Source organism: Paenibacillus sp. FSL R10-2199, from assembly GCF_038000235.1.
GTDB classification, from domain to species: domain Bacteria; phylum Bacillota; class Bacilli; order Paenibacillales; family Paenibacillaceae; genus Paenibacillus_AQ; species Paenibacillus_AQ phytohabitans.
In genome coordinates this window covers 1,119,381-1,141,420 of record NZ_JBBOBO010000001.1, presented here as the reverse complement: position 1 = coordinate 1,141,420, position 22,040 = coordinate 1,119,381, and the positions used below count along the sequence as shown (strand labels likewise).

Below are 22,040 nucleotides of genomic sequence, written 5' to 3'. Positions count from 1 at the left end.
GAAGAGGATGATTCATCCCATGAGAATATTAATTGTAGAAGACGAGATTCATCTGGCGGAAGCCTTGACCCAAATATTGAAGAAGCACAATTACTCGGTGGACGCCGTCCATGACGGCAGATCAGGTCTCGATTATGCGCAGAGCGGGATCTATGACCTGCTGCTGCTCGATATTATGATGCCGGAGATGGATGGAATCAGCGTGCTGAAGGCCCTGCGGAAGGACGGCATCTCCACGCCGGTGATCATGCTGACAGCCAAAGGGGAGATCACCGATATGGTCACCGGACTCGATCACGGAGCAGACGACTATATCGCCAAGCCGTTCTCTTCGGAGGAGCTGCTGGCCAGAATCCGGGCCGCCCTGCGGCGCAAAGGGGAAGTGATTCCTGAGGATGGCCTGAAGTTCGGAGATATTGAGCTGAATACGGCGAATCCGAAGCTGACCGTGAAGGGCAAGGAAATCAAGCTGAACCTTAAGGAAACCGAGCTGCTGGAGCTGCTGATCTTAAGGAAGCAGGCCGTAACCTCGAAGGAGCAGATCATTGAGAAGCTGTGGGGCTTCGATTCCGAAGCGGAGCATAATAACGTGGAGGTCTACATCTCTTTTTTGCGCAAAAAGCTTACCTTCCTGAATTCAGAGGTACGCATCAGCACGATTAGAGGCGTGGGTTATGTATTAGAGGTGAATACTTAATGTTCAATAAACTCAGAAACCGGTTCCTGATTGTCAATCTCGCTACCATCTCCATCATGATGCTGCTCGCCTTTGCCACGATCTATATCATCATGTACGTCAATGTGCAGAGCGATATTAATATGGCGCTGCACCGGATTGCGGACAATGAGCAGAAGGGACCCGGCGGCGCACAAGGAGGGCCCCGCGGTGCAGCAGACGGCGGCATGCCCATGGATAAAGGGCCCATTGATGCTTACCAGCCTGACCGTTCCGTCTCGTTCACCATACAGACCGATGCAAGCGGCACGCTGATCAGCAAGGACTCCAAATTCACGATGGATGATGACTTCTATACCGCTGCACTTAAGGAAGCCCTAAGCTCAGGCAAGGACATCGGCCGCTTCACGCTGGACGGCAGCCGCTGGATCTTCATGGTTAAGCATACGGGGGATAAGGAGCAGATCGTCTTCATGGACATCTCTTCCCAGCAGAAGATCCTGACCAACCTGATTTACACCTTCACAGCTGTCGGCCTGCTGATGCTGATCATTCTCTATTTCACCAGCCGGTTCTTCGCGAACCGCTCGATCGCGCCGGTCCGGGAGGCCTTCGACAAGCAAAAGCAGTTCATCGCCGATGCCTCGCATGAGCTGAAGACGCCGCTGACGATCATCAACACCAACGCGGATGTGCTGCTCTCGAACAGCGACGATACGATCCGCAATCAGGCGAAGTGGCTGCAGTATATCAAGTCGGAGACGGAGCGCATGACCCGGCTGACCAACGACCTGCTGTACCTGACAGAGATGGATGATTCCCGGACAGGCATGATCCACAGCAAGTTCAATATGAGCGATGCGGTAGAGAATATTATTCTGACCATGGAGGCTGTGATCTTCGAGAAGAATATCTCCTTCGACTACAACATCGAACCGGAGCTTACCGTACTGGGGAACAGCGAACAGATTAAGCAAGTGGTGATGATTCTGCTGGACAACGCAGTGAAATATACGAATCCTAAGGGCGCTGTAACCATCTTACTCAAAAAGCAAAATAACGATGTCCTCCTCTCCGTCTCGAATACCGGGGAAGGCATCGCTGCCGAGCATCTGACGCGGATCTTTGACCGCTTTTACCGGACGGACACTTCCAGAGCCCGCAAGCAGGGCGGCTACGGCCTGGGTCTGGCTATCGCGAGGTCGATCGTCGATCAGCACAAAGGGAAGATTTACGCGAAGAGTGTGATAGGAGAGTCAACGACGTTCTATGTGCAGCTGCCTTGAGGGTTGCGACAAGCATACCCATCTTATATTCCCAGTAAATGAGCCTCTCCCTTACCGGAAGAGGCTCATTTACTGATTATCTCTAAAGATAAGGGTTCCTTGTTAATCCCGCTGCCGGCATTATACGTTCATCTGCTTCAGCCCCGCTGCTGCGGCCCGGATCTTCAGCCATGCGTTCCTCTTTCTTCTGCAATACAATCGTGAATTCACCTAATCCGGGAACGTAGATCCGGGCTTCAGAATTCACTTGGTCCATGCCAGACAGCTGGATCATAATGTCTTCTGCCGAGTTTATTTCTATCATATCCTTCACCCCCTGCGGTAAGATGATGAACGCCTACGGATTGACACCGACGGAGAACGGACGCGCACCAACCGGAATAACGCTTATTACAGCCTGGGTGACCCCATCAATAACCGATACCGTGTTATCATCCTGATTAGTAATATAGATACGGTTCGTCAATGGATTAGCGCCTGCACCATTAGGGTTATTCCCCACCGGAATGGTAGTAATCACCGTATTGGTTAATCCGCCAATCACCGATACATTGTCGTCATCCCGGTTCGGTACATAGATGGCATTGGTAGAGATGTTCACTCCCAATTCACCCGGAGTCGTACCGACGGGTACGTTAGTTATCACCGTATTGGTTGCTCCATCAATCACGGAAACGGTGTTGCTGGTTAGGTTCGAGACATAAATCCGGTTCGTCAAGGGATCAACACCCACCCGGAACGGGTTCACCTGCACGGGAATCTGTGTAATAACCGTATTCGTAGCCCCGTCAATGACGGTAACAATATCCGAGTTGAATTCAGCTACATAAATAGTATTGGTTAATGAATTCACGCCGATTCCCGTTGGAAAAGGAGAACCGCCAGCGGGAATAATGGTAGTCACCACAGTGTTGGTTAATCCGTCAATGACAGTGACCGTATTATCATTAAAATTCGCAACATAGATGGCATTGGTAGCCGTATTGACCGCAACTCCGCCTGCTCCGTCCCCCGCAGGAACGGTGGCCAGCACCATATTGGTTACTCCGTCGATAACGGATACGTTATCGCTGTTCAAATTAGCAACATAGATGCGGTTGGTTAACGGGTTCACCGCGACTCCTGCAGGATTCACACCTACAGGGATGACTGCGATCACCGCATTTGTTGCGCCGTTGATCACAGAAACATCATTGCTGTTGAAATTGGCAACATAGATACGGTTGACGGAGCCTGTGACTCCCCCCTCTTCAGCACCCAGCAGCTCGGCTGAGACAAGACGGTGGGCGGTAACCAGCTGCCCGGCTGAATTTTTACCCCACACTGAGGTTTCCGTCTGCAATTCGGCAAGACCTTCCGTTGTAAAGACAAATTCATAGGCATCCAGATTGGCAAAATAATTTCTTGTAATCACCTCGTCCGGGGAAACCGTAATAAGCTCGCTCACATATAGCGTCCTTGTGAGGGTTAGATTGTACCCTTGGATCAGAATAGCGGACGGATTCACCGCGTTCCGGTTATCGATCTTAACCGTCACCTGCACAGTAGGCCTGACACCGCTCACTTCATTATTTTCAATAGGTCCTGTTGACAGAATAGCCATTCTAGCGAATCCTCCCTTGTAATCAGAGATTAAAAACTACCAGTCTCTCATAAGGTATGTAAGAACTGGAGTCCGGATTGGACTATACTATAGCTAGAATTAAATTATGGCTCGACTGCCCATTTATCCAAGAAAGGTGTGACTCTATGCATTCTATTGGCCCTAACCCGAACGAGGTCCATCCCAATCCCCATATCAGGCAAGTCCGTTTCATCAAAAATACAATCACACGTCCCAACATTATTGCGGGAGACTTCTCCTACTATGATGACCCTGACGAATCGGTATCCTTCGAGAGCCGGGTTACCCATCATTATGAGTTCATCGGGGACAAGCTGATCATCGGCAAATTCTGCGCCATCGCCCGCGGCACCGAATTCATTATGAATGGGGCCAACCACCGGATGGGCTCGGTGACCACCTACCCGTTCAATATTATGGGCGGCGGCTGGGAGCAGGCGGCGCCTGAGCTGGCGGATCTGCCCTACAAAGGCGATACCGTCATCGGAAGCGATGTTTGGATCGGCCAGAATGCTACGATCATGCCGGGCGTGACGATTGGCGACGGGGCGATCATCGCCGCTAATGCTACTGTCACCAAGGATGTTCCCGCGTACCATATCGCCGGGGGCAATCCGGCCCGGATTCTGCGGCAGCGCTTCAGCGATGAACTGATCCGGCTGCTGCTGGAGCTGAAATGGTGGGACTGGAGCCCGGAGAAGATTACGGCGAATCTTGAGGTGCTGTGCAGCAGTGATCTGGAGCGGATCAGAAGTCTTGCGGCTGGTAGCTAAACTCGCAGCACCGGACTACAGTTAAATACAAAAACGGCTGTCCAAGGGTATTACTACCTTCCCGGACAGCCTTTTTTTCTGCTATTAAGTTCAGTAAGATGCCTTATCCTCGCCCGCGCCCAGTCTGGCCCGCATCTCCGCATACGCCTCCGGGGTGCCGACATCATCGATCGTCCCCTCCGTATAATAGGCCCGCATCTCCTGGCGGGAATGCAGCCACTCCGGGAAATAACTCGGCGCATCCGGGTTGCCTCCCTCGGCAAGATAGCGGGAGATCAGCGGCAGCGTAGTCCGCTTGTAGATATAGAGGGCAAACACGCCGATGTTGGAACGAGGCTCCTGCGGCTTCTCCTCCAGCGACAGGACCCGCATCTGCGCATCCAGCTCCGCCACGCCGATACTGCGAAGCTCTGCCAGATCATCTACCTTACGGACAAGAATACAGTCGGTACCCACCTTGTGAAAATACTCCAAGTACCCCTCAAGGCCGAATCCCAGCACATTGTCTCCTGCCAGTACCAGCAGATCCTCCTGCAGCTGCTCCCGCTCCAGCACATATTGGATATCGCCAATTGCACCTAAACGTCCTTCCGGGGAGGAAGTACCGTCATTCAGAATACGGATCGGCTTCTCTCCCTGATACTGCTGATGCCACTGCCCAAAAGCATGAAAGAAACGGGCATTCGTCACAATGAGAATCTCCGTGATGTCCTCCAGCACCTCCAGGCGGCCGATCAGCAGATCCAGAATCGTCCGGTTCCCTTGAACAGGGAGCAGCGGCTTGGGTGTGTCCCGGGTTAACGGATAGAGGCGGGTGGCATATCCCGCAGCCAAGATTAGTGCAATCATCCCTTGTTCGCTCCTCTACCCTGGCTTGATGACGCAAACAAGGACTTAGACAGCAAACCCATTGTTTGTCTGTATATGGTATGGGCTGCCGCTACATCACCAAGGAACCCGCCCATATACAGGTGGATTACACCGTGCAGCGATGCCCATATCGTACTGACCAGGGTCCCCGTCTCTTCCTGATCCGAAATCTGTCCTTGTTCCTGGGCAGTGCTGATTAGTACCAGCAGACGGTGTATAGCTGTCATCGTTCCCTGCATACTCTCCGCATCCGGCTTGAACTCTGCAAAAGCCCCCCCAAACATCAGCTTATAGTAGCTGGCGTAGTCCTGTCCGAACTGCCAGAAGGCTTCGCCCAGATCCAGCAAATGCTGCAGCAGATCCGATGATGGCGGCACTTCTTCAAAACGCTGGGCCAGCAGTTTGCAGCCCTCCAGATACAATTGCTGGGCCAGTCCCTCTTTATTGACAAACAAACTGTAAATGATCTTGGTTGAGCAGCCCATCTTCTGCGATACTCTACGCACAGTGACGGCCTCCGGCCCCTCTTCCTGCAGAATGGCAGCGGCGGCATCCACCACAAGCTTACGGAGATTCTCCGTATTTTGCAGACGGGCTTCCTGATATGTTTTTAATACCCGCCCCGTGGAGGGTGTGGGTTTGTCTTCGGTACTGATAAGAATCACCTTCATCCGGTTATCATGTTATTGACCAGCAACAAAGTTGCCGGGTTCTAACAGGAATTCTAAACATTTGAACATAGGTTGTCAATTGAACCTTCACGCTGAAAAAAATGAGTTGACACAGGGGTGTTATGTTGGTTACTATGATTCACATAGGAAACACTGTTACCAATTGTATTCATACCGCTGAGAACGGACTTATGCCATTGAGAACGGACATTATGGCCGTTAAGATCGGTCATATTTTTTTCGAAATCCGGTAACATTGTTTCCGTTAAAAAACATTGTAACAGAAGGAGTGGAAACTATGAATATTAAAGGGAAATGGTCGCTAATCACCGGAGCCTCTTCGGGAATTGGCGAACAGTTCGCAAGACAATTAGCCAAGGAAGGCAGTCATCTGGTGCTTGTAGCCAGAACCAAAAGCAAACTCGATGCGCTCGCAGCCGAATTGACGCGCAGCCATGGAGTTCAGTGCCGGGCCATTCCCCTGGATCTATCGCTCGAAGGCGCTGCCGGAGATCTGTACCAGCAATGCCAACAGCTTGGCCTGAGTATCGATCTGCTGGTTAACAATGCGGGTTTTGCCACCCATGGCCTGTTTGAGGAGGTCTCCGGCGAACGCCAGCATGAAGAAGTGATGCTCAACGTCACCGCTGTAGTCGATATGACTCATTTATTCCTTCCCGGAATGCTCCACAGAGGGGCAGGCGCTGTGATCAATGTATCGTCTACCGCAGGCTTTCAGCCGCTGCCTTATATGGCCGTCTACGGGGCGACCAAAGCTTTTGTCTTGTCCTTTACCGACGCCCTGTGGTGGGAGAATCGTAATCGCGGCGTACAATTCTTCGCCCTGTGTCCAGGCTCGACGGAGACCAATTTCTTCAACGTGGTGGGTACGGAGGATGCTTCTGTCGGCGGCGCGAAGGACTCGCCGGCGCGGGTAGTGGCCCTTACACTGCGCGCTATGGCCAGAGGGAAACAGTACATTGTTCCGGGACTCCGCAATTACCTGAGTGCCCAGATTACCCGGTTCATGACCCGCAGACAAAGTCTGCGGCTGGTCGGTGGTATGCTTCGCCCCACACACCCTAAGGAGGATCTATAATGTCTACAGAAACCAATCCACGTAAACGTTCCACCGGTCAACACATTCGCAGATGGGGCTTGGTCCTGCTCGGCGTAATTGTGCTGGGAATAGCCGGATTCCTGCTGATGCCTGCCCCGGTAGAGCCTGCTGTATGGTCTGCACCTGCCGCCCCTTCTTTTGAGAAGGAGGGTCCCTGGAAAGAGAACAGCAAGCTTAGCTCCGCAGAGCTTGTGACAGACCGCGCGAAGTTCCCGGAATTTATCACTTTTGATTCTACGGGGCGGCTGTATACAGGCGACTCTGACGGCAAAATCTACAGAGTGGCCTTCGATGCGGAAGGCAAGGCGCAGCCAGCCGAAGTGTTCGCCGATACCCAGGGAACACCTAACGGGCTGAAATTCGATGCTGACGGAAATTTGATTGTGGCGGATATTCAGAAGGGGCTGCTGTCGATTGACCCGAATGGAAAGATTGAAGTATTGGCCACTGAAGTAGATGGAGGACCGATCTACCTGGCGAACGAGCTGGACATCGCACAAGACGGATCGGTCTATTTCTCCGATACCTCTAACTATGGTAAGGTCATGTTCAAAGAAATTGCCGAGAACAAACCGCATGGACGGTTGTTGAAATATGATCCGCAGACCAAACAGACAACCGTTCTGTTGAAGGATTTATATTTCGCCAACGGAGTCGTATTGTCTGCTGAGGAAGATTTCGTGCTTGTTGCTGAATCGTACCATTACCAGCTGACAAGGTATTGGCTAAAGGGGCCCAAACAAGGCACCTCTGATATTTTTGCGGAGAACCTGGCGGGGTTTCCAGACAATATCACCCGCGATGCTCAGGGACATTTCTGGGTGGGGGTATTCACAACCCGTCTGGCTTTTGCCGATTACATGCATAGTCATCCCTGGGTAGCAGCGACGATGTCCAAAGTTCCGCAGGCCTTGTTAAATGGAGCAAGTGCGCCGGTGAAGCACGGACTTGTCGCAGAATATGGACCCGAAGGAGAGCTTGTGAACAGCTGGCATGATCCTGAAGGAACCTTGTATGGCATCACCACTGCCGTAAGCCAGGGAGGATATTTATATCTCGGAACCGCACCGGGAGGAAGCCAGGGTGTTCATCGGGTGCTTCTGAAACCATAGGGATTGGATTGCTGCATTCATCTATCCACTGCCGCTTGTAGTATCCCAAACAGCAGCTCACTCTGACAGGAGGGGCTGCTGTTTGGCTTGAGGCATCTTCTTCTTAACCTCCAAGCACTACGCGCGTGAACGATACGCCACACCGTCGATCTGAACCTTAAGTCCATCCGGGCCGCCAATATGCGCGAACTCGGTGGATATGGTTTTGCGTGCCGGATAATTGCCTTGGAATCTGCGCTTGAACACCTCTTCCATGACCGGAATATCCCATACATCCCGCAGCAGAATATCCATCTTCACCACATCTGTTAGCGTAAGACCCACCTGCCCCAGACGGTCCCTCATATCATTCAGCGCACCTTCTACCTGCTCTTCCACCGTTCCGCCTACATTGCCCACACAAAAGCTGAGGAAGATGAAATCCCCCGCTTCAACAAAACCTGAATACGCATAGTCCTTGTTCACATCATGTCTGATGATTTCGCTCATATTCGCTTGTTCGCCCCTTGTCATCTGAGATATGCCCAGTATAACGTTGGAAACCGGACAGCTGTGTGTCGTGGTTTTGTAGGATAATTATGGTAATATTAAACTGATTGAAAAGGATTGCACCTGAAACGGAGGAGAACCATGAAACGATTTCTTACCTCAAAATCTTTCCTGATTACATCTGTTCTGTTTAGCCTGCTGTTTATTGTGAATCTGACGGCAACTCCTGACAGCACGGCTACAGATATTGTAATCAGTATCCTTAAATCCATATTAGCCGGGGTAATCAGCGGGTTTTTGGTTGGCGGGCTGATCTTTCTTGTGCAGAAGAAGAAGACGGTCTGATTCTAGACTCCCGCATGCGGAAGTTCTGGAAGCTCCATAACAACCTGTCCCAGACACGCTGCCAGTACCTCATGATACCGCCGCTCCTCTTCTATCGTCACTTCCTCACGCAGTGATTCGAACAACGCCAGACAGCGTTTGAAGTTGCCGTCATGCCTGGACTGGTGGGCCAGCCTTAAAGATTGCAGCGTCCAGTCCAGCGCCTCCGGCGCTCTGTTCCGCGAATCTATACAGCAGATCATCGACATCAAGCCCATACTGAACCGCAGCCTGTAAAATTACACCGAGACCTGGCAACAGCTCCTCTGGATTAAAAATGCTACAAAGATTATAACTCCCCGCTTAATATCGATAATGGGTTTCTTCTCCGCTAGTAGTATTTTGCTCTCTTAACCTTTGGAAAAGGTGATTACTATGACAGACTTACGGAATACTGTCGGAGATCGAATTCGTGCTATAAGAAAAGCAAAAGGACTAACACAACAACAGTTAGCAGAACTCTCCAACTTGGATGATGCATACATAGGGGCCGTAGAACGCGGCGAACGGAATTTTTCTATAGATACACTGGAGAAAATCGTGACAGCACTAAAAATCCAACCCGCAGAATTATTTCAGAATAAGGATGACTTGAGCGAGCCGGAAGCTGCGCAGCGGAGAGCCATTGATGAGTATGCTGTTACTGTTGGTGAGTTAAGTGTTAAGCAAATAAGTACTTTGAATAGGATTGTTAGAGAGGTACGGAGAGCTTTTGTGGATTGAGCATACCCTGAGGTGAGCCCGTTAATTTACCAGAAAGTGTAGGAAATCAGATACGTGAGCTTCGAAAAGCAAAAGAATGGACCCAGGAACAACTGGCGGAAGCAGCATCACTTCATTACAGTTATATCGGCGGGGTTGAACGAGGGGACCGCAACTATCGTTAGAGGAATCATTCCGCTACATCGGTCCCCTGAAACACAGAGAAACACTCCGGTATGCTTGTTTATAATTGCTTTCTAGAAAAGAGGAAAACTATGGGCTCACCTGATGGAATGATTATTTTCTTAGCAATATCCACTATATTTCTGGCATTATGGGTTATTGGCACTCTATTTATAACCATATTTCCCAAGAGGTCGTGGAAGTTCTTACAGGGGTGGAAGTCGGACCGGGAACCTTCGGGCTCGTATTTTATAATGGTAAGAGTCCTTGCCGCCATTCTGTTCATAATTGGAGTTACTCTGCTCTTGATAAGCAAGTTTAATCATTGACCCTTCAGCCCTGATTATTCCGCGCTGCGTGTAAATCAAACACATCAAACATCCCCAAATAATCTCCCGATTATCTGGGGGCAGTACTCTCAATCTCTATCTCAATTATCATTTGCTGTAATCTTTCCCTCTTCTATCTTGGAGGCCTTTTCCTTTTCCCACCTACCCCAGTTATTCCCGCCCCCGACACTGTGAAGCCCGTTGAAGTATTCAGGAACTTCCCGGAAGGCGCGCCGTTCACGGTATTGCTGTTGAACAGCGAAGTACCGGTAGCGGAGCCTTGGATGTACACGCCATAAGTCCCGGCGTTAATGATGTTGTTCGAAGCATAGGTCACCGAGATATTCAGTGCCGGTTCTTCGATGAAGATTCCGGAGTAGGTGCTGTCCTGGATGGTGTTGCCGGTTGCTGGCTGGAGGAATTCAAAGCGATTGTACCATTGTAAAAAGAAACCGGAATCACCGAGGCATACGTCTAGTCCATTCCACACTAGCCCTCATACGTTATACAGAAACCCGAGTGGTTATGTATAAACCTGACCGGCAGAAGGTGGGATAACGTGAATAAGTCGGATGCAAATAAGCACAGAAAGCTGAAGATGCAGCAATTCAAACGAAAACGGATAAAGCTTCCGCTCTACAGCACTACAACCTACAAATACAAAAGGTATCTGAAAAAAAGCAGGATGCTAAAAGGGAAACGAAGTGCTAAAGGAGATTCTGCCTCCCAAAACGCTAAGTGCCCGCCAAGCGTGACAGCCGCTTCACCGGGCGTAATGAGTATGGTGGAACTCATGCAAAACATGGCTGCAATGGGGATGCAGGGAGCCACTGGCGCTGTAGGACTCATGGGCAGTATAGGAGTTATGGGCGCGACAGGCGCGACGGGTGCGATGGGCAGCATCGGGCTCATGGGCAACATTGGCGCCATGGGCGTGACCGGGGCCACGGGCGCGATGGGCAGCATCGGGCTCATGGGCAGTATTGGACTCACGGGGGCGACCGGAGCGACCGGCTCGATGGGCAGCATCGGGCTTATGGGCTCGATTGGACTCATGGGGGCGACCGGAGCGACCGGCCCGATGGGCAGCATCGGGCTTATGGGCAACATTGGCGCTATGGGTGCGACCGGGGCGACCGGAGCGATGGGCAGCATCGGGCTCATGGGCTCGATTGGCCTCATGAGGGCGACCGGAGCGACCGGTCCGATGGGCAGCATCGGGCTTATGGGCTCGATTGGCCTCATGGGGGCGACCGGAGCGACCGGTCCGATGGGCAGCATCGGGCTTATGGGCTCGATTGGCCTCATGGGCGTAACCGGAGCAACCGGGGCGATGGGACTCATGGGGGCGACTGGAGCGACCGGGGCGATGGGCAGCATCGGGCTTATGGGCGCGATGGGACTCATGGGCGTAACCGGAGCTACCGGGGCGACCGGAGCTACAGGGACGATGGGATTGATGGGTTCGATGGGACTCATGGGCTCGATGGGGGCTATGGGTGAGATGGGACTCATGGGGGCTATGGGCTTAATGGGCTTGATGGGTGTAACCGGAGCTACTGGCGCTACTGGGGCGATGGGTCTTATGGGTTTACCGGGAGCTGCCGGGCCTCCCGGGGCTACCGGTGCGACCGGGGCGATGGGCCTTATGGGCTTGCCGGGAAATGCCGGACCGCCCGGAGCTACTGGCGCTACCGGGGCTACCGGGGCCACTGGTGCGACCGGACCGGCAGGCGCAACGGGTTCAACGGGTATAACGGGTGCAGGCTCAGGATTCATCGAGACGCTGAAAATCGGGGATCTCAACACCCAGATCCCATTTAATGCCGGGGGCGGAAATAATGAGGCTATCGGGTCGCTCGCATTCAGCGGATCGCAAATAACGATCAACAGGCTTGCTGCTTACGTTACTCAACTAGGCTCTACGGGTATTTTTCAGATGGCTGTACTGCAGCCGACCAGTACTAACCAGTCTACAGTTATTGGAGTAACCACTGTAGCAACCACTTTACAAGCTGGAATATTCATTCTGCCGCTGACGGCACCTCTGACGTTATCGAGGGATATTACGTATCATCTTGCTGTCTACAACCAGGTTAACGGCTCCAACCTCGGAGGCCGGAGCACAGGCACCTCCGGGCTGGCAGCACCGCCGATTAATTTCAGATCACAGAACCTCACGGGATTTACAACAGGCCAATCTATCAATACGAGCGATTCTATCCTACTGTCGCCTTGGCTGGCGGGACTCGCTTAACCCTTCCTTGGCGCATGGTACAAATAAAACGGGAACTGTCCTATAAAACGGCAGTCCCCGTTTCTATATGCCGGTCAAGCGCCCCGCTTAATCCAGCTCCGCACGCGAGAATAGATCCCGGATCAATACGTCGTCCTCACAAGCCCGCTTGAATGCGGAGGCGAAGGCTACGACCGCAGCTCCATCGGAGGCATACGCGCAGAACATACCGGCCTCCGGGTCAAACCGGATGATTCCGGCCAGTTCAGGCATCTGTTCTTCCAGGAATACCGCAGCCAGAGAGCCCCAGTCATATCCATTGCCTTCGAATCCCTCTTCTTCCCGCGCAGCAAACACTTCGGCCTTGTAGCTGCCCACGTTCAGAATCACAGATTTCCCGCCATTCTCCTGCTCTACTATAATAAAAGGCTCAACATCCACCGCTTCCGTGGCTTCCGCCTCCTTCAGCTTTTCAAGCAATTGTTCCTCTGCTATATCCGTGAACCGCAGTGCTCCCTCACTCTCCACGATCATTCCCTGCCGCACCCGTTCATCCAGCCAGTCGGAGATGAAGCCCGGAGCGTATCCGCCTGTGCTGAATTCTCCGCCGAATGCGATTATTTTCGAATAGACCTCAAGATATTGGTCACGGTTCGTCTGCGGATAGGCGCTGGTGTACAGCCAGAACTGCAGATCATACATCAAGGTCGAGCGTTCGTCTGCATGAAGAGAGAAATGCCCCTTCTCTTCAACGATGGCGGTGCAGATGCTGCGGATGATCCCCTCTATGTTGTCCACTCCGGTGACTTTATCGCATAGCTCCTGAAGCAGAGGAGAGAATTGCCCGGCCGCTACCTTCCGCAGATCGTCCTGCTTATCTTCCTCCGATGTGTCATAGACCTCCTCGCTCACCAGCCCGCGGATGAAGGTCTCATAATCCTTGGCCAGGAACGTAATTTCATAGTTGTTCTCCTGGTCCACATGAATGACCTCGGGTTCTCCCTCCGGCCCGCAGTAGCGGTAATCCAGCATCACCACATCGTGGCCTGCAGACGGACAGTCCCCAATAACCACTCCAATATCGGGGTATCCCCACTCCTCGATCATGAACTGGCTGCCGAGATCGCCGCAGAGCGCGTAGCTTTTGTCCCGGCCGATACCGGCAATTCCCGATATTGCGATATGATCTTCAGCCCAGGAGGTGGATTCCTCCACCGGGAAGCAGGTGTTGCGGGGAATCCCGCCGTTCTGCTGCTTCATCATCGCGATGTAAGAAGACGGCAGCTTATAGCCCAGCTCCTGCTCCACAGAAGCAATCAGTTCGTCACTAGGCGGCGCCGACACATACTCCTTCCGGGCATAGTCGCTGTCCTCCCAGAAATCCGCGCAGTATTCGATGAAAGAGTTCAGCTCTCTTCCGTCCGCATCCCCCTGTGCATTAGAGGCACGCAGCGCTGCGGCACGCCTTGCCTGCTCCCGCTTCTCCCGCTGCGCGCCGCTCCGGCTCCACTTCAGCAGCATGTGGGTATCCCCATCCCCGGGAGCCAGTTGGTCCGCCTGTTCAAATGCGCTTATAGCCTGTTCATACTGCTTCAGATAATAATAGGAATACCCTATGCGAAAATGCCACAGCGGATCATTCCCGCCCTCCCCCGCAATACTGAGCAGCTGCTCCAATGCCTCCCCGTAATATTCCAGGTTGTTGTAGGCTCTGGCTAACTGGCTGATAGTCTCATAATCTCTTGCATCCGGCGGAATCTCCTGAATGCGGTCCACAATCTGCTGATACTCATTATCTTCATGCCAGCGTTTCAGCTGTGCCAGCAACTCCTCATCCATGCCTTCGGCCTCCCCATTGTGACACTGCAAATAAGCCCGTACCCGATCGCTGCCGGACTGCTTGCAGTCAGTTAAATCGCTATTACCCATTCACCCTGAATGGACAGGTCTAAACATAGGTTTGGGATATACCCCCAATATATAAATCTGTATTTTCAAAAAAGAGACCATCCCCCGCCGACATCCGGCAAGGAAACAGCCTCTTCGTATTATCGCTCTTACTACACTTATCTGCTCCGCTGCCCGTCCGGTTACTGAATCGCTTGCAGATGCTCCTCGAGGCGGTCCCAGGTTTCGGTAATCCCCTGCTCCATCCCCATATCCATCACCGTCTTGAGCGCTTCCGCGGAATCGTATTTCGACCGGCTCACCAGCTTCGTCTTCCCATCGTATTCTTCAAAGAACATGCTGACCAGCGTGGAAGGCATGCCTTCGGTTTCGTTGCCTTCGGCATCCGAGAAGTAATCGGTATAGACAAAACTTTCGCCGTCGGTGATCTCATGGTAGACCCCTTTGCCCCAGGATTCCATGCCGAAGAAGTCACCCTGCTTCTCATCCACACATTTCATACAGTAGTGCCAGACGCCGCCCGGACGAAAATCAACGCTGCAGAAGGGAACGATCCAGCCGCGCGGGCCCCACCACTGCTTCAGATGCTCAGCCTCGGAGAATACTTTGAATACAAGCTCACGCGGTGCATCGAATACACGTTCAAGAACCAGTTCAAGACCTTCTACTCTCGAAATCATTTTGCTGGACATTGCTAATCCCTCCTGATAATCATGAATTGTCTTTGGATTGCAGCTTCCGGAGATACTCATCCAGATTGTCGAAGCGTTCACTCCACAGCTTACGGTAGGCCTCCAGCCAAGCATCCATAGCCTCCAGCGGCTCTGTACGCAGCCTGTAATTCCGGCGGTTCGCTGCCGCCTCTACCTCAACCAGCCCGGCTTCCAGCAGTACGCGCAAATGCTTCGAAGCCTGAGGCTGCCGCAGCTCCAGCCGCTCAGCGATATCGCCTACGCTCAGCGGCCCCTCCTTCAGAATCTCTACCATCCGCAGGCGGGTCGGTTCGGCAAGTGCGCTAAATGTCGTTGTGTCCATTTCAGATGTTCCTTTAGTAAAGCTTGTATTATTTATTGGTGGTGTACAATTACAATATACCCGAACAGGAATATTCCCGTCAAGGAATATTATAATTTATTCTGCTAAACCAGGTTATTGATTCGTTGAATAGACCTTACTCATACCGCCACCCGCTTACACTCCTGCAAACGTCAGCGTTACAGTTGTACCTTGTCCCGGCGTGCTGTCGATGGCGATGGAGCCGCCATACCGCTCCATGATTGCTTTGGCAATGGCCAGACCCAGGCCCGAGCCGCCCTGCGAGCGGTTGCGTGAAGCCTCCGTACGGTAGAAGCGCTCGAAGATATGCGGCAGCTGCTCAGCGGATATTCCGATGCCTGTATCGGCTATGGTCAGGATCACCTTCCCGTCGTCTGAACGGGAATGCCCGATCATTACCGCCCCGCCTTCAGGCGTATATTTCAGCGCATTCTCCACGATGTTCCGGAGCACCTGATAGCAGGCGCTGCCAGGCATCCGGATGGGCAGCGCCTGTTCACCAGAGCCGCCGTCATAATCAAGCCGCACCCCCGGATTAACATGAACAGTCTGAGGCAGCAGTTCGTTCAGCACGGACTTCAGATTGCAGGCTTCTTCTCCGCCCTCCGGGGCCAGCGCCTCCGCCTCTGCTTCCGCAAGCAGAAGCAGCTGGGAGATCAGCTGCTTCATCCTCCGCGTCTCATCCATCATGAACGCCAGCGACTCATCCAGCACCTCCGGCGATTGCTTGCCCCAGCGCTGGATCATATGCGTGTGGCCTTCAATAATGGCCAGCGGTGTCTTAAGCTCATGGGAGGCATCGGCAATGAAGCGGCGCTGCTGGTCGAAGGAGACCTCCAGCTTATGCAAGAACCCGTTGAAGGTCTCGCCCAACTGCTGGAGCTCATCCTGGGCAGCAGGGACACGCAGCCGCCGGGATAAGCTGTTCGTTCCGATGCTGCGCACCTCGCCAATCATGCTGCGAATCGGCTTCAGCGCTGAACGGGAGACGATTCCCCCTGCAAGCACAGCCATTCCGGCAGCCAGCAGCAGACCCAACAGCAGCAGTCTCCCCACCTCCTTCTCAGCGGTGGCGCTGCGTGATTGCCCGCTGTCCGTAAGCTGCAGCCGGACAAGGCCATACACGGGCAAGGAGAGCTCCTTCTCTGCGCTGTAAACATCTGAGCCGGGCGCCGGTTCACCCTCGCCCGCTTCTGCGAGCACACGCCCGCGTGCATCCAGCATTTGCAGAACCTGGCCTTTATCCAGCTCAGGGGCAAAGACATAGAAATCCGGCTTCAAAAAAGCCGCTGCACCGCTACCCTTGCCCAATCCGGGCTGAAGCAGGGACGGCAAGAACTCCACCTCTCCGACCCGCAGCTCAAACTGTCTAAGCTTGGCATCCAGCAGCCGGGTCTCCTGGCTGTCTGTCCAATGTTTGAAGGTAATATAGACAAATCCGCTGACCACCGCCGTAACAGCCAGTGCAGTGAGCGCAATTGAAGCACTGACTTTACGGGAGAACGTCCATGGCTTCATTCACTCACCTCAGTCTCTCAGAATATATCCGCTGCCCCGGACCGTATGAATCAGCTTCTCGCTGAAGCCTTCATCCACCTTCATGCGCACATACCGGATATAGACATCCACTACATTCGTCTCGCCTTCATATGAGTAACCCCAGACCAGGTTCAGCAGTGCCTCACGGTTCATCAGCCGGTTCTTATGGACCAGCAGGCAGTGCAGCAGCTCGAATTCGCGCTGTGAGCATTCAATCTCGCGCCCGGCGCGGCTGACCCGGTGCGCAGCCCTGTCCAGTATCAGATCCTTGGCATGCAGGACCTCATCTCCGGCTTCTGCGGCGTGCAGCCTGCGCTGCAGGGAACGCATGCGGGCCAGCAGCTCTTCGATAGCGAAGGGCTTCGGCACATAATCATCCGCCCCGGTATCCAGTCCCCGGACCCGGTCACTGACCGTGTCCCTGGCAGTCAGCATAATGATTGGAGTCTGCTTCACCGCGCGTACCCGCTTGCATACTTCTATTCCGCTGATGCCCGGCAGATTCAAATCGAGCAGAATGATGTCAAAATGCTCCCCCAGCGCTTTCCCGGCACCCGTAAGACCATCGCACGCAACCGTAATGTCATAACCTTCATAGGACAGCTCCAGCTCCAGCAGGCGGATCATGGCAGGCTCATCCTCAATAACCAATACGCGTTCCTTCAACCTCTCGTCCACCTCTTCACAAGATCAGTTCTGCATTAGCGACAACCCGGCCATAGATTTGGCACGGATCTGATACGTACCTGCGCCCAGCTTCCCGCTGGCCCGGTGATTCTTCACTGTCAGCGGGAAGTCCGTTTCAATCTCTTCAAAAGCGGATTCGGCATCGACCACGACTCCCGCATTCCCCGGCCAGGCCAGCTCTACGTCCCCTACCGCTGTAGTTACCTTCCAGTCTCCGCCGACCTTCCGGCTCTTCATATGAATGTTCCCGGCTACGGTAACCGCTTCTACAGCAGCCAATGCGTCCTTCACCGACAAATTGCCGTTTGTGGCCTTCAGGGTCAAGGCTCCGGCAATTTGCTCCGCCTTCACGTTGCCGTTGGTAACTGTGACTTCTACGCGGTCCTTCGCTTCAGAGACCTGCACATTGCCATTCACCGTATGTAATTTGAGCGCATTGCCTATGCCGGAAGCAGATATATTTCCGTTCACAGCCGCTAACTCAATTCTACCTGTACTAGAAACTTTTGACAAAGAAAGATTGCCGTTCTCCGTCTCTGCCTGAAGCTCGGCCTTCATGCCTTGCGGCAGTGTAACCGTCAGATCAAGGCTTGGATATCGCCAATTGCCATAAGACTCGCTGTAGGTTCTAATCTCCAGATCAGCCCCTTTGCTAACCTTCATCCCCGCCTTGTCCGCTACGGCCTTTGCCTCATCCGCGGTTGCCTGATGGACGGTCACGGTCATATGGACCTCCATCTCCTTGACATTGCCCTGCTTAATTTCGATGGTTCCGTTCGTATTGGCAATAGAGACACTTTCCGTGCCGGCCGGCAGGCTGACGCGGGTAATGCCTTTGTCAAAAGAGTAGCCCGTCCCCGTCTTCTTCCCTGCTGTCTGCAGAGAGACTGGAGCCGCCGGAGCTGACACCGAGGCCTGTGCTGGCGCGGATTCGAAGTCCGCCTCGGACAGCGGCCGCGCACCGGCGCTCCCTCCATCCGCTATGCCCATGTACATTAATACCGCTGCCAGCGAGGCGCTTGTGATTAGCCGTTTCCACATCTTTCTCATATTCTCTCTCCTCCAGTTCATGTGATTACCCTTAGGGTATACCATCCTTGATGAGAAAGACTTTGCAGAGAGATTAGAGTTTGATGAGAATATCTGGGGACTCCGCCCCAAGTTCTAAAGAGCCCTATTGTTTATTTTCTATTTAAGCAGGTTTACGCTTGCTTCCTCCAGCGAAGGAATGAGATTTTTAGGCTCAATAGGGGATGACATGACGATTAGAATCGTATAATTCCCGTATTTATCACACTGATTTCCAAACTCCTCAAGACCCCGAGTGGAGTCTGACATGACTTTTAACAGATAATTGTGTTCTCCGCTGATGCGATAGCATTCGACGACATCGGGATGGGTACGGCAGAAGTCCAGAAAGGCATGACACTCTCTGGAGTGGAAAAGTATATAGGCAGCTGCCTGTTTCCCGATTTTCTCCGGAGAAATGATCGTCCGGTACTCCTTGATCACCCCATTTTCCTCCATCCGCTTCACTCTTTCCGTTACTGCGGGCTGAGACAAACCTACGCTTTTCCCCAGCTCTGTCATGGAAATTCTCGCCTGACTTTGCAGATGAAACAGAATTTGCTTATCAATAGAGTCCATTTTTGACCCCTCCTTTAATTTTAAGATTATCGGTTTAAAATGCCTTTATTTTAAATGTTATATGTGGGTTTTACCTTTATCGGCTCATGTATTCAAGTTAATTTATTTTATATACTTTACTTACAATAGTAAAGCGAAGACAGTTGCTGCTTTAACTATGCGAAAGGATGTTGAGTATGCCCTATTCGAACACAATCAACCCTAACCGTATTCCGGAGCGGATCGACAAGGTCATTGATGAGACACTAACCGACAAACGCCTGGCAGGTGTTGTCATAAAGGTAGCGTTAGATGGACAACTCATCTATAGCCGTGCTGCTGGCTATGCTAGCCGTGAGCTAAACCACCCTATGCGGGAGGACGCGTTGTTCCGGCTTGCCTCGGTTTCCAAACCGATTACCTCTACGGCAGCCCTGATTCTGGTGGCGCAAGATCGCCTGAAGCTGGATGACCGTGTAGACCGGTGGCTGCCGGACTTTAAGCCACGGCTGGAGAATGGAGAGACTGCAGCAATGACTGTCCGTCACTTAATGACGCACACTGCTGGTCTGACCTACCGCTTCTTTCAGGAAGAGGGCGGTTCCTATGAGCAGGCTGGTGTATCTGATGGCATGGATCAGTCTGGTATCACGCTTGAAGAGAACCTGAAGCGCCTCGCGTCTGTCCCACTTCTCTATAAACCAGGCACCCAGTGGAGGTATTCTATTGCCACAGATGTGCTGGGGGCAGTAATTGCTAACGTTAGCGGGAACACACTCAGTGAAACGATCCGCTCACTTATTACTCAACCCCTCGATATGACGGATACCAGTTTCATAGCCGTGGACCCGAAGCGCCTGACCACAGCTTATGCCGATGACATTCCGGGACTGCGGCCTATGAAGAATCCCGATAGGCTGGCCTTTGTAGAAGGAACTGCGGGATTCCGGCTCGCCCCGGGCAGGGCGTTAGACAGTACTGCCTACGCTTCCGGGGGAGCCGGTATGGTAGGCAGCGCCGGAGATTTTCTGCAGCTGCTGGAAACGTTGCGGAAAGGAGGAGCGCCCCTGCTGCCGGAATCCCTGGTCCGCGAAATGACCGCCAACCAGATTGGTGACCTGCCCATGCCCTTCTGGCCGGGACGGGGTTTCGGCCTGGGGATCACAGTCCTTAAAGATCCTGCTGCCGCAGACACAGCGGAGTCCCTTGGTACATGGCGCATGGGCGGCACCTATGGCCATTCGTGGTTCGTCGATACCAGGCAGCGTCTAAGCGTGGTAGCCTTCACCAATACCGCACTGGAGGGCATGTCAGGTCCGTTCACGGTTGATCTTTGCAATGCTATCTATGGCAGATTGGACCCGTCATGAACAACATAAAAGAGAACGCCGGGAGGAGCAGCACAATTGCTTCCCCGCAGCAAAGCTCCAGTGCCCCTGCTTCCGTACGCCTTCCCTGGACCGGATTACTTGCTCTGGCAATGACCGGGTTTATCTGTATTCTGACTGAAACGATTCCCGCCGGACTCCTGCTTCAGATCAGTAAGGGGATTGGAGTAACAGAGGCCATGGCGGGTCAGCTTGTTACCCTCTATGCCCTGGGTTCTTTACTCGCCGCCATTCCATTGACCACGGTAACACGCGGCTGGAGGCGGAGACCCTTGCTACTCATTTGCATCCTTGGTTTTCTCATATTCAATACCGTTACTGCCTTATCTTCGAGCTATCCCCTGACGCTTGCGGCCCGTTTCTTCGCGGGTGTGTCCGCTGGTGTCCTGTGGGGAATGATCGCAGGCTATGCACGGCGCATGGTACCGGAGCAGCTTAAGGGACGGGCTATGGCTATTGCAATGGCGGGAACGCCGCTTGCTCTGGCTCTCGGTGTCCCTGCCGGAACGTTTTTGGGTGATCTTGCAGGCTGGCGTAATATCTTTGGAGTCTTGTCGCTGTTCGCTCTGCTGCTGACCAGTTGGATACTCTGGAAGCTGCCGGACTATCCGGGAGAAGCTGCAGATAAGCGGCTCCCTCTAAATAAGGTCTTCACAAGCCCCGGAGTGCGGCCGATCCTGTTTGTCGTGCTGGCCTGGGTACTGGCCCACAATATCCTGTATACCTATATAGCACCGTACCTTACTCAGGCCGGGCTAACCGGACGCGTGGACCTGGTGCTTCTTATTTTCGGTATTACAGCACTTCTTGGCATCTGGTTAACAGGTATCTGGATAGATCGTCACCTGAGGCTGCTGGTTCTGATTAGCCTCACTGCATTTGCATTGGCATCTGTTCTGCTCAGCATAGGCAGCGGCAAGCCTGTTGTAATCTATCTAGTAGCTGCTGTATGGGGCTTAACGTTCGGGGGAGCAGCCACGCTGCTGCAAACAGCAATGGCTGCAGCAGGTGGAGAGAGTGCAGATGTAGCGCAATCCATGCTTGTAACCGCATGGAATCTGGCCATTGGCGGAGGCGGTATAATCGGTGGAATTCTTCTTGAAACAACGGGTGTCATGTCATTCCCATGGGCGTTGTTTGTCTTGCTGGCCCTCTCTGTATGGATAGTCCGGCGCAGCAGAACGCATGGATTCCCTCCAGGAACCATGGACATCCATCGCGATAAATAACTTCACGACCTCGTTATTCCTCATTTGCAGGTGCTGTATAATCTTTCTGTCCACAAGTGGAAACGAGAAAATAGAAGGATAAGTTATCATGTGAAACCTATAAATTCTTATATTTGTGCAAAAACAGCCGGGAACCCTCCCGGCTGTTCTTC

Annotated in this window: 24 protein-coding genes and 1 pseudogene; 11 read left to right on the top strand and 14 right to left on the bottom strand. The window is 52.9% G+C overall.

All coding sequences use genetic code 11. The annotated features are described in order from the left end of the window. Positions 1 to 19: 19 nt before the first annotated feature. Positions 20 to 697 (top strand): response regulator transcription factor, encoded by a 678-nt coding sequence (locus NYE33_RS05090; protein WP_042140467.1) that lies wholly within the window; start codon positions 20 to 22, stop codon positions 695 to 697. Next, positions 697 to 1,962: a sensor histidine kinase gene (locus tag NYE33_RS05085; RefSeq protein ID WP_076243653.1), complete on the top strand. Its 1,266-nt coding sequence runs from the start codon at positions 697 to 699 to the stop codon at positions 1,960 to 1,962. Before NYE33_RS05090 ends, NYE33_RS05085 begins: the two co-directional genes overlap by 1 nt. An 82-nt stretch (positions 1,963 to 2,044) precedes the next feature. On the opposite strand, the gene NYE33_RS05080 is transcribed toward NYE33_RS05085, so the two are convergent. After that, on the bottom strand, positions 2,045 to 2,266 hold the full coding sequence (locus NYE33_RS05080) for a hypothetical protein (RefSeq protein WP_042140469.1): 222 nt from the start codon (positions 2,264 to 2,266) through the stop codon (positions 2,045 to 2,047). Between the two features lie 33 nt (positions 2,267 to 2,299). Next, a complete protein-coding gene (locus NYE33_RS05075) occupies positions 2,300 to 3,565 on the bottom strand; it encodes a YncE family protein (protein WP_336102749.1) in 1,266 nt (421 codons plus the stop codon). Between the two features lie 146 nt (positions 3,566 to 3,711). Here NYE33_RS05075 and NYE33_RS05070 point away from each other — a divergent pair, with 146 nt between their 5' ends. Then, positions 3,712 to 4,359 (top strand): Vat family streptogramin A O-acetyltransferase, encoded by a 648-nt coding sequence (locus NYE33_RS05070; protein ID WP_340948617.1) that lies wholly within the window; start codon positions 3,712 to 3,714, stop codon positions 4,357 to 4,359. A gap of 90 nt (positions 4,360 to 4,449) precedes the next feature. On the opposite strand, the gene NYE33_RS05065 is transcribed toward NYE33_RS05070, so the two are convergent. Both NYE33_RS05065 and NYE33_RS05060 read right to left on the bottom strand, forming a co-directional pair. Beyond that, a complete protein-coding gene (locus tag NYE33_RS05065) occupies positions 4,450 to 5,208 on the bottom strand; it encodes a nucleotidyltransferase family protein (RefSeq protein ID WP_341064961.1) in 759 nt (252 codons plus the stop codon). Beyond that, positions 5,205 to 5,900 (bottom strand): TetR/AcrR family transcriptional regulator, encoded by a 696-nt coding sequence (locus NYE33_RS05060; protein ID WP_340948615.1) that lies wholly within the window; start codon positions 5,898 to 5,900, stop codon positions 5,205 to 5,207. The genes NYE33_RS05065 and NYE33_RS05060 overlap by 4 nt, the downstream gene beginning before the upstream one ends. Before the next feature lie 298 nt (positions 5,901 to 6,198). Here NYE33_RS05060 and NYE33_RS05055 point away from each other — a divergent pair, with 298 nt between their 5' ends. Both NYE33_RS05055 and NYE33_RS05050 read left to right on the top strand, forming a co-directional pair. Then, positions 6,199 to 6,999: an SDR family NAD(P)-dependent oxidoreductase gene (locus NYE33_RS05055; protein WP_336102752.1), complete on the top strand. Its 801-nt coding sequence runs from the start codon at positions 6,199 to 6,201 to the stop codon at positions 6,997 to 6,999. Further along, a complete protein-coding gene (locus NYE33_RS05050) occupies positions 6,999 to 8,132 on the top strand; it encodes an SMP-30/gluconolactonase/LRE family protein (RefSeq protein WP_336102753.1) in 1,134 nt (377 codons plus the stop codon). The genes NYE33_RS05055 and NYE33_RS05050 overlap by 1 nt, the downstream gene beginning before the upstream one ends. 117 nt (positions 8,133 to 8,249) lie before the next feature. Here NYE33_RS05050 and NYE33_RS05045 read toward each other — a convergent pair whose 3' ends face one another. Next, positions 8,250 to 8,621 carry a RidA family protein gene (locus NYE33_RS05045; RefSeq protein WP_042140474.1) on the bottom strand — a complete coding sequence of 124 codons (372 nt, stop codon included), beginning with the start codon at positions 8,619 to 8,621 and terminating at the stop codon, positions 8,250 to 8,252. A gap of 141 nt (positions 8,622 to 8,762) precedes the next feature. Between NYE33_RS05045 and NYE33_RS05040 the strand changes: the two genes are divergently transcribed. After that, positions 8,763 to 8,966, top strand: a complete 204-nt coding sequence (locus NYE33_RS05040) for a hypothetical protein (protein ID WP_039295077.1) — start codon at positions 8,763 to 8,765, stop codon at positions 8,964 to 8,966. A gap of 2 nt (positions 8,967 to 8,968) precedes the next feature. Here the strand turns inward: NYE33_RS05040 and NYE33_RS05035 are convergent, their stop codons facing one another. Continuing rightward, the gene (locus NYE33_RS05035; RefSeq protein ID WP_336102755.1) at positions 8,969 to 9,223 is read right to left on the bottom strand and encodes a hypothetical protein; all 255 of its coding nucleotides are present in this window, start codon (positions 9,221 to 9,223) and stop codon (positions 8,969 to 8,971) included. 157 nt (positions 9,224 to 9,380) lie between these two features. Between NYE33_RS05035 and NYE33_RS05030 the strand changes: the two genes are divergently transcribed. Then, a complete protein-coding gene (locus NYE33_RS05030; RefSeq protein WP_336102756.1) occupies positions 9,381 to 9,728 on the top strand; it encodes a helix-turn-helix domain-containing protein in 348 nt (115 codons plus the stop codon). Positions 9,729 to 9,778: 50 nt separating this feature from the next. Beyond that, positions 9,779 to 9,883: pseudogene (locus tag NYE33_RS05025) on the top strand (helix-turn-helix domain-containing protein); the annotation flags it as partial. A 469-nt stretch (positions 9,884 to 10,352) separates the two neighbouring features. Here NYE33_RS05025 and NYE33_RS05020 read toward each other — a convergent pair. Beyond that, complete coding sequence (locus NYE33_RS05020) at positions 10,353 to 10,709, bottom strand: right-handed parallel beta-helix repeat-containing protein (protein WP_341064958.1); 357 nt, start codon at positions 10,707 to 10,709, stop codon at positions 10,353 to 10,355. A gap of 321 nt (positions 10,710 to 11,030) precedes the next feature. On the opposite strand from NYE33_RS05020, the gene NYE33_RS05015 reads away from it, so the two are divergent. Further along, positions 11,031 to 12,476 carry an exosporium protein gene (locus NYE33_RS05015; RefSeq protein WP_341064957.1) on the top strand — a complete coding sequence of 482 codons (1,446 nt, stop codon included), beginning with the start codon at positions 11,031 to 11,033 and terminating at the stop codon, positions 12,474 to 12,476. An 87-nt stretch (positions 12,477 to 12,563) separates the two neighbouring features. Here NYE33_RS05015 and NYE33_RS05010 read toward each other — a convergent pair whose 3' ends face one another. From NYE33_RS05010 to NYE33_RS04980, 7 genes are all read right to left on the bottom strand, one after another. Further along, positions 12,564 to 14,294 carry an Imm51 family immunity protein gene (locus NYE33_RS05010; protein ID WP_341064955.1) on the bottom strand — a complete coding sequence of 577 codons (1,731 nt, stop codon included), beginning with the start codon at positions 14,292 to 14,294 and terminating at the stop codon, positions 12,564 to 12,566. Between the two features lie 251 nt (positions 14,295 to 14,545). Then, complete coding sequence (locus NYE33_RS05005) at positions 14,546 to 15,055, bottom strand: SRPBCC domain-containing protein (RefSeq protein ID WP_042140480.1); 510 nt, start codon at positions 15,053 to 15,055, stop codon at positions 14,546 to 14,548. 19 nt (positions 15,056 to 15,074) lie between these two features. Then, positions 15,075 to 15,398 (bottom strand): ArsR/SmtB family transcription factor, encoded by a 324-nt coding sequence (locus tag NYE33_RS05000; RefSeq protein ID WP_042140481.1) that lies wholly within the window; start codon positions 15,396 to 15,398, stop codon positions 15,075 to 15,077. A gap of 156 nt (positions 15,399 to 15,554) precedes the next feature. Beyond that, the gene (locus tag NYE33_RS04995; protein ID WP_341064954.1) at positions 15,555 to 16,937 is read right to left on the bottom strand and encodes a sensor histidine kinase; all 1,383 of its coding nucleotides are present in this window, start codon (positions 16,935 to 16,937) and stop codon (positions 15,555 to 15,557) included. 9 nt (positions 16,938 to 16,946) lie between these two features. Continuing rightward, positions 16,947 to 17,624, bottom strand: coding sequence for a response regulator transcription factor (locus NYE33_RS04990; RefSeq protein WP_081956746.1), 678 nt, complete (start codon positions 17,622 to 17,624; stop codon positions 16,947 to 16,949). Positions 17,625 to 17,648: 24 nt separating this feature from the next. Continuing rightward, positions 17,649 to 18,695: a DUF4097 family beta strand repeat-containing protein gene (locus tag NYE33_RS04985; protein ID WP_341064953.1), complete on the bottom strand. Its 1,047-nt coding sequence runs from the start codon at positions 18,693 to 18,695 to the stop codon at positions 17,649 to 17,651. A 138-nt stretch (positions 18,696 to 18,833) separates the two neighbouring features. Continuing rightward, entirely contained in the window at positions 18,834 to 19,292 is a 459-nt protein-coding gene (locus tag NYE33_RS04980; RefSeq protein ID WP_340948602.1) for an Lrp/AsnC family transcriptional regulator, read from the bottom strand. Between the two features lie 176 nt (positions 19,293 to 19,468). Between NYE33_RS04980 and NYE33_RS04975 the strand changes: the two genes are divergently transcribed. Both NYE33_RS04975 and NYE33_RS04970 read left to right on the top strand, forming a co-directional pair. After that, positions 19,469 to 20,641 (top strand): serine hydrolase domain-containing protein, encoded by a 1,173-nt coding sequence (locus tag NYE33_RS04975; RefSeq protein ID WP_341064951.1) that lies wholly within the window; start codon positions 19,469 to 19,471, stop codon positions 20,639 to 20,641. Continuing rightward, positions 20,638 to 21,888 carry an MFS transporter gene (locus NYE33_RS04970; RefSeq protein ID WP_341064948.1) on the top strand — a complete coding sequence of 417 codons (1,251 nt, stop codon included), beginning with the start codon at positions 20,638 to 20,640 and terminating at the stop codon, positions 21,886 to 21,888. Before NYE33_RS04975 ends, NYE33_RS04970 begins: the two co-directional genes overlap by 4 nt. Positions 21,889 to 22,040: the final 152 nt, after the last annotated feature.

Coding starts and splice junctions, on each gene's coding strand:
- NYE33_RS05070 (WP_340948617.1), top strand. CDS start 3,712: ATGCATTCTATTGGCCCTAACCCGAACGAGGTCCATCCCAATCCCCAT.
- NYE33_RS05050 (WP_336102753.1), top strand. CDS start 6,999: ATGTCTACAGAAACCAATCCACGTAAACGTTCCACCGGTCAACACATT.
- NYE33_RS05030 (WP_336102756.1), top strand. CDS start 9,381: ATGACAGACTTACGGAATACTGTCGGAGATCGAATTCGTGCTATAAGA.
- NYE33_RS05000 (WP_042140481.1), bottom strand. CDS start 15,398: ATGGACACAACGACATTTAGCGCACTTGCCGAACCGACCCGCCTGCGG.
- NYE33_RS05005 (WP_042140480.1), bottom strand. CDS start 15,055: ATGTCCAGCAAAATGATTTCGAGAGTAGAAGGTCTTGAACTGGTTCTT.
- NYE33_RS05045 (WP_042140474.1), bottom strand. CDS start 8,621: ATGAGCGAAATCATCAGACATGATGTGAACAAGGACTATGCGTATTCA.
- NYE33_RS04995 (WP_341064954.1), bottom strand. CDS start 16,937: ATGAAGCCATGGACGTTCTCCCGTAAAGTCAGTGCTTCAATTGCGCTC.
- NYE33_RS04975 (WP_341064951.1), top strand. CDS start 19,469: ATGCCCTATTCGAACACAATCAACCCTAACCGTATTCCGGAGCGGATC.
- NYE33_RS04970 (WP_341064948.1), top strand. CDS start 20,638: ATGAACAACATAAAAGAGAACGCCGGGAGGAGCAGCACAATTGCTTCC.
- NYE33_RS05010 (WP_341064955.1), bottom strand. CDS start 14,294: ATGGATGAGGAGTTGCTGGCACAGCTGAAACGCTGGCATGAAGATAAT.
- NYE33_RS05055 (WP_336102752.1), top strand. CDS start 6,199: ATGAATATTAAAGGGAAATGGTCGCTAATCACCGGAGCCTCTTCGGGA.
- NYE33_RS05075 (WP_336102749.1), bottom strand. CDS start 3,565: ATGGCTATTCTGTCAACAGGACCTATTGAAAATAATGAAGTGAGCGGT.
- NYE33_RS04985 (WP_341064953.1), bottom strand. CDS start 18,695: ATGAGAAAGATGTGGAAACGGCTAATCACAAGCGCCTCGCTGGCAGCG.
- NYE33_RS05085 (WP_076243653.1), top strand. CDS start 697: ATGTTCAATAAACTCAGAAACCGGTTCCTGATTGTCAATCTCGCTACC.
- NYE33_RS05060 (WP_340948615.1), bottom strand. CDS start 5,900: ATGAAGGTGATTCTTATCAGTACCGAAGACAAACCCACACCCTCCACG.
- NYE33_RS04980 (WP_340948602.1), bottom strand. CDS start 19,292: ATGGACTCTATTGATAAGCAAATTCTGTTTCATCTGCAAAGTCAGGCG.
- NYE33_RS05035 (WP_336102755.1), bottom strand. CDS start 9,223: ATGGGCTTGATGTCGATGATCTGCTGTATAGATTCGCGGAACAGAGCG.
- NYE33_RS05065 (WP_341064961.1), bottom strand. CDS start 5,208: ATGATTGCACTAATCTTGGCTGCGGGATATGCCACCCGCCTCTATCCG.
- NYE33_RS05080 (WP_042140469.1), bottom strand. CDS start 2,266: ATGATAGAAATAAACTCGGCAGAAGACATTATGATCCAGCTGTCTGGC.
- NYE33_RS05090 (WP_042140467.1), top strand. CDS start 20: ATGAGAATATTAATTGTAGAAGACGAGATTCATCTGGCGGAAGCCTTG.
- NYE33_RS05015 (WP_341064957.1), top strand. CDS start 11,031: ATGGGGATGCAGGGAGCCACTGGCGCTGTAGGACTCATGGGCAGTATA.
- NYE33_RS05040 (WP_039295077.1), top strand. CDS start 8,763: ATGAAACGATTTCTTACCTCAAAATCTTTCCTGATTACATCTGTTCTG.